Annotated in this window: 5 protein-coding genes; all 5 read left to right on the forward strand. The window is 30.0% G+C overall.

Features of this window, described 5'->3' with window-relative positions:
- Positions 1 to 2: 2 nt before the first annotated feature.
- Positions 3 to 2426, forward strand: coding sequence for a flavocytochrome c (locus CLCHR_RS18450; RefSeq protein ID WP_079441381.1), 2424 nt, complete (start codon positions 3 to 5; stop codon positions 2424 to 2426).
- Positions 2427 to 2819: 393 nt separating this feature from the next.
- The gene (locus CLCHR_RS18455) at positions 2820 to 3188 is read left to right on the forward strand and encodes a DUF1304 domain-containing protein (RefSeq protein ID WP_079441382.1); all 369 of its coding nucleotides are present in this window, start codon (positions 2820 to 2822) and stop codon (positions 3186 to 3188) included.
- Between the two features lie 81 nt (positions 3189 to 3269).
- Complete coding sequence (locus CLCHR_RS18460; protein WP_079441383.1) at positions 3270 to 3920, forward strand: DsbA family oxidoreductase; 651 nt, start codon at positions 3270 to 3272, stop codon at positions 3918 to 3920.
- Between the two features lie 214 nt (positions 3921 to 4134).
- A complete protein-coding gene (locus CLCHR_RS18465; protein ID WP_079441384.1) occupies positions 4135 to 5457 on the forward strand; it encodes an SEC-C metal-binding domain-containing protein in 1323 nt (440 codons plus the stop codon).
- A 383-nt stretch (positions 5458 to 5840) separates the two neighbouring features.
- Positions 5841 to 6394: hypothetical protein (locus tag CLCHR_RS18470; RefSeq protein ID WP_079441385.1), on the forward strand; the 554-nt coding region annotated here is incomplete at its 3' end.

Consider the following 6394-nt stretch of genomic DNA (forward strand, 5'->3'; position numbering starts at 1 on the left):
AAATGAAATTTATAGCAATTGTTGGAACTAGTGCAAAAAGATCATATAATCGTAAACTCCTTCAGTTTATGAAAAAATATTTTGAGTCAAAGGCAGAAATAGAAATACTTGAGATTACAGATGTTCCTATGTTTAATCAATCTGATAATCAGTCTTCAAGTGAAGTTATACAGATGTTCAATAATAAAATTATAGCAAGTGATGGTGTTATTATAGCTACTCCTGAGTATAATCACTCAATACCATCTAGTCTTAAAAGTTTAATTGAATGGCTAAGCTTTGATCTTCATCCACTTGCTGGGAAACCAGTAATGATCCTTGGTGCTTCTCTTGATGTTCAAGGTTCTTCTCGTGCACAGCTACATCTTCGTCAAATCCTAGATGCACCAGGTGTTGATGCAAATGTAATGCCAGGATATGAGTTTTTACTTGGAAGCGCACACAAAGCATTTGATGAGGAAGGTAATCTAAACAATGAAAGAACAATAGATTTCCTAGAAATATGCTTCCTACGTTTCATGCGTTTTGCAAAGATTTCAAATCAGCTAAACGAAGAAGAAGAGTTTACCTTTAACCCAGGAGTATATGAGGTAAGTGCAATTGGTCATAGTGGAAGTCTTCCAATGAAAGTATCCTTTAGTGAAGACAGAATAGAAAGTATAGATATAAATACAGATGGAGAGACAGAAGGACTTGCAGATGTAGTTTTTGTAAGAATTCCAGATAAAATAATTGAAGGACAGACATTAAATGTTGATGCACTTTCTGGTGCTTCAGAAACTAGTAATGCTGTACTAGACGGTGTAGCCAAAGCAGTTAAGCTTGCAGGAGTTAACCCTGACATACTTAAGAGACGTCCAAAGCCTGCTAGCAGTCTTATAAAAGAAGACGAAGAATATACTTGTGATGTAGTAGTTGTAGGCGGAGGCGGCGCTGGACTAAGTGCAGCTGCAACAGCACTTCAGAATGGTAAAAGTGCTATTGTTCTTGAAAAATATCCAGCAGTAGGTGGAAATACCATACGTTCAGGAGGTCCTGTTAATGCTGCAGATCCAGAGTGGCAGATGCAGTTTGAAGAAAATAAAGGAGAAAGACATACTATTGAAGAACTACTAGCTACAGATGAGAGCTTAATTCATTCAGAATATATAGATGATTTCCGTGCACTTAGAGAAGAGTTTTCTACTTATAAGGAAAAGTTTGGCGCACAAAAGGGACATCTATTTGACTCTCCACTACTTCATAGAATGCAAACATATTTTGGTGGTAAAAGAACTGACCTTAATGGTAACACAATATACGGACAATATGACCTAGTAAAGATACTTACAGACAGAGCTTTAGAAAGTGTTAAATGGCTAGAAGAAATAGGGGTTGAGTATGATAAGAGCATAGTATTTGCTCCTGTTGGTGCACTTTGGCGTCGTGGTCATAAGCCTACAAAAAGCCACGGTTCATCATTTATACTTGCACTAACAAAATATGTACAAGATAACTCGGGAAAAATCATTACTGATAGCCCAGTAAAAGAATTTATCATAGAAGATGGCGAAATAAAAGGAGTTATAGCAACTGGTGTCAATGGCCAAAAGATAACTGTTCATGCAAAAGCAGTAGTCCTTGCAAGTGGTGGTTTTGGTGCAAACACAAAGATGCTGAAAGAATACAACACTTACTGGAGTGAAATAGCTGATGATGTAAAAACTACCAATTCATATGCTATGACTGGTGATGGAATATTACTTGGTAAAACTGTAGGTGCAGCACTTACAGGAATGGGCTTTACTCAAATGATGCCTGTAGCTGATCCTGAAACTGGTGAATTATTCAGTGGAGTTCAAGTACCTCCTGAAAACTTTGTGATGGTAAATAAAGAAGGAAAAAGATTTATTAATGAATTCTCTGGAAGAGATGTTTTAACAAAAGCTGCTATTGAACAGGGTGGTTTATTCTACCTTATAGCTGATGATGAAATAAAGAAAACTGCAGCTAATACAAGTCAAGAAAAGTTAGACCGTCAGGTAGAAGCTGGTACTTTATTTAGAGCAGATACCCTAGAAGAGCTAGCAGTAAAAGTTGGTATGGATCCTGCAGTTCTTGTAGACACTATTAATAAATATAATTCATATGTGGATGGCGGTTTTGATCCTGAATTCCATAAGGATACATTTAGCTTAAAAGTAGAGAAAGCACCGTTTTATGCTACTCCTAGAAAGCCAGCAGTTCATCATACAATGGGTGGTCTTAAGATAGACACCAAAGCCCATGTATTAGATGAAAATGATAAACCAATTAAAAATCTTTATGCTGCTGGAGAAGTTGCTGGAGGTATCCATGCAGGTAACCGTCTTGGCGGTAATGCCTTAACTGATATATTTACATTCGGAAGAATTGCAGGTAAGACTGCAGTTGATGAAATGAAATAGTTAATGTTTAGATAAAGATACAAAGACGAAGAGCCTATAACACGCATAAGTGAAAATGCTGTTATAGGCTCTTTCTATTATTCTTCATTAGATATTGTACATTTGATACTATACGGTTAGCTTCCATCATGAAACCCACGAAAATTTGTGTTTTTTTATTTTAAAGAAATGAATTCATTATAAAAATTAAGTTTATCTTTTAAATGTTCGGTAGAGTATACATGATATCGAAATAGGTAAAAGGACTGTAGATAAAGAATAATTGATACTGATGTTATATACTAATTACAGCAAAAAATATATTGACAAGTACAATTATATTTAGTACAATTAAATTGAAAGAAATGGATACTTGCAAGGAAATAAGATTATGAATGTGCAAAGGAGGATATTATGCAGATTGTCCTAGATATTTTAGTTATTGCAGTAGCAATTGAACATATTTTTATAATGTTGCTTGAGATGTTTTTTATTAAATCATCAGTTGCTAAAAGAACTTTTAATATAGATAGTAAACTTCTTGATAAAAAAGAAGTAAGAGTTATGTTTGCAAATCAAGGATTATATAATGGCTTCTTAGCTGCAGGATTGTTTTGGAGCTTTTTTATACCGGAATCAATGTCAACTCAATTAAAATTTTTCTTTTTAGGATGTGTAATTATTGCTGCTATATATGGAGCAATTACATCCAATAAAAATATTTTTATAAAGCAAGGTGGTTTAGCCATATTAGCAATAATTCTATTAATTTATTTAATGTAGGAATTAACACGAGAGAATTAGAGAAGGTTTGATTTTTAATTAAAATTTTATAATAAAAATACTAGGAAGGAAGTGTTAGAAATGAAAATAGAAGTATGGTCTGATTTTATGTGTCCATTTTGCTATATAGGCAAAAGGAGATTAGAAATTGCTTTAAATAAATTTGAACATAGGAATGAAGTTGAATTAGTTTTTAGAAGTTTTGAGCTTGATTTAGCAGCTAAAAAGAAATTTGATGGAAATATTCATGAAATAATAGCAAAAAAGTATGGCATATCAGTAGAGCAAGCTAAAGCATCAAGTAATCAAATTGTTGAACAAGCTAAGGATATTGGTCTTGACTATAATTTTGATAATTTAATCCCAACTAATACTTTTGATGCACATAGGATAACACACTATGCAAAAACAGAAGGAAAGATGAATGAATTATCAGAAAGAATTTTAAAAGCATACTTTATAGATTCACTAAATATATCTGATTATAAAGTATTGGCTGGCCTAGCTGGTGAAGTTGGTCTTAATATTGATAAAGCTTTACAAGTATTGGAATCAGATAAGTATGGAGCGGAAGTGAGAAAGGACGAAGAAAGTGCCTCAAATCTTAAAATAAGCAGTGTTCCTTACTTTGTATTTAATAATAAATATGCAGTATCTGGTGCGCAGCAACCTGAGTTGTTTTCAGAGATATTGGAGAAAGTAAGAAAAGAAGAACTCTCATTACCATTATAGAAATTTACAGTTGATTTCTTAAAAAATTAATAAAGAACTAAGACTTGGCTATTTCAAAATAGGAATTTAATTTCAATTTTGAAATAGCCTTTGGTATTTTAGCAGATAAAATAGAAAGTACTAATGAGTTATTGACTTAAATTTAATTTATATATAAAATCAAATTTGTACATAAGGAGTAGATTGATTTTATATACAGAGGAGATAGAATTGTTTGAAGAAAAAAAATGATTATAATGAACAAATAAAAAATGGAAAAGAGAATACAGGTAAATGCATTGAGATGAAAAAGTGCAATGAAGAGGAAATAGAAAATAATAAATGCAAAAACTGTGGAGAACAAGCAAGTTATTTTAGTGATGAAAATAATGGTTGGCTATGTGAGGATTGTAGGAGCATAGAAGATGGGTTAGATAAACTTGCTAATAAAATAGAGAAAAAGCTAAGTAAAAGAGTTTATTCTTTTGATTTAAATGAATTAATAAATTGTTTATCTAAAGATGAAATATATAATATAGCAAGAAATCTTGGAGTAAATAAGATATCAGGTTTAAATAAAGAAAAATTAATTGAAACATTACTTAAAGAATATAAGAATTTGGTTGAAAAAAGAGCTTTATTCTTTGACGAAGAAAGATATAAGATTTTAAAAAGTTATGTGGATAGCAAAGGTATAAAACTTTTTGATGATATTGATGAAGATGAAGCAGATAAGAGCGTATATTTTATACAGCAAGGAATGCTCTTTCCAATTGTAAAAGATGGGATATCGATATTTTTAATGCCTGAAATAGTACAAAGATTAATCAAAGAAAGAAATAATATTGAATATAGACGTTTAATTAAATTCAATAGTGAAATTGTAAATATCTTTAGGGCAATGAATAAAGTATATGGTATTTTAAAACTAAAAGATGCTAAAGAGATAATAGAAAGATATTTGAATATAGAAAATTGTGAATTAGAAGAGTTAATTAGAGAGGCAACATATTACTACAATGAATATAGAGAAGAAGGAATGTTTATTGTTAATAATGAAATAGATAATTTTGATGAACTATTAAAGGATATAGATACAGAAAAAGATTTGAGTTATGCCATGATTTCGAAAGAAGAATTATTAAATATGTTAGAAGAAAATTGGGTTTATAATAGTAAAGCTGGAAAAACTTTTTATAAAGAGTTTACTAATATGTTTAGAGTAGATAGAGACATGTTAATAGCTATGATGGAAGACTTGATTTTTGATGTTCAAGAAAATGAACCTAAAGATGCAGTAGATAAAATGATAGAATTAATTAATATTGAAAATGAAGAAGCCAGATATGTTGCATCTAGTATGATGAATAAATTTGTTAAGAAAATTAGATTATGGAGATATAAGGGTTCAACCACTAATGATATTAAATCAAATGTAGTTAGCTTAAAGGCAAATAAGGATATAAAAAGAAATGATCCTTGTCCATGTGGTAGCGGGAAAAAATATAAAAAGTGTTGCGGTAAAGATGAGAAGGTTATTTATTGGAATAATTATTAGATTACTTTAATTAAGGAAGCAGAAATAAAATAACAAATTAAGTATACAAAATATACAAGTATAATTATTAGTTATTTTTTTGACGGTTCCTTATTAATTTATAGCAACTTTAGCCCTTCGGACTTCAGAAGCACCCCTGAGGATCTTTGTAAAGGAAGAATGACTGAACTTGCTAAAAACGAAGAACCACTAATGTTTAATTTTAAAAGTTAAGTGATTCTTAAAGAAAAAATAAAATTTCAAGATATTATTCATTATAATTGCTCCTTTTATTTTATTGTGATAAAATTATCGCGTACATTGATAATAATTTAATACAAATATTTTTAAGAGTACAATTATTTTAATATATAGTATCTTAAAAGATACCAAGGAGTGTAAGCATGCAAGAAAACTTAAGCTTAGAAAATTTAAATTCAGAAGAAATATGGGAAAAGTTATATAACAAAGAATTAAATTGTAAGAAGAACATTTTAGAATATATTGATATTGCTAAGATACTAAAAAAGGGTGAGGCTGACCCAGAAAAGATTCAAGATACTTATAATTTTATCTATGATAATATTGAGAAGATGTCAGATAAAGTTAAACCTAATACTATTATGTATCTTCAAAATGAATTAAAAAATCAGTTTGGTAAATATGTAGTTGAAAAGGAGCCTAAAGAAGAAGATGCCTTTATAAAATTCTTTAAGGAGGCATACCCTGTAAAAGATAGAAGAAAAGATTTTACTTGGGTTATGATGAATATTAATAACATAGTAGAAGAACAAATTTGGACTACATTAATTCACATTAACAGAGAATATATATGTCAAAGAGTTAAATTAGAAGCTGAAGAAAAAGAAGCTATAATTAGAATGATAGAAAAGGTAATTAAAAAAGGTAATATAAAATATATTAATCAAATAAAAAGTTTAGATAAAGTATTAAATAA

Source organism: Clostridium chromiireducens (assembly GCF_002029255.1).
Lineage (GTDB): Bacteria > Bacillota > Clostridia > Clostridiales > Clostridiaceae > Clostridium > Clostridium chromiireducens.

Coding starts and splice junctions, on each gene's coding strand:
- CLCHR_RS18460 (WP_079441383.1), top strand. CDS start 3,270: ATGAAAATAGAAGTATGGTCTGATTTTATGTGTCCATTTTGCTATATA.
- CLCHR_RS18450 (WP_079441381.1), top strand. CDS start 3: ATGAAATTTATAGCAATTGTTGGAACTAGTGCAAAAAGATCATATAAT.
- CLCHR_RS18455 (WP_079441382.1), top strand. CDS start 2,820: ATGCAGATTGTCCTAGATATTTTAGTTATTGCAGTAGCAATTGAACAT.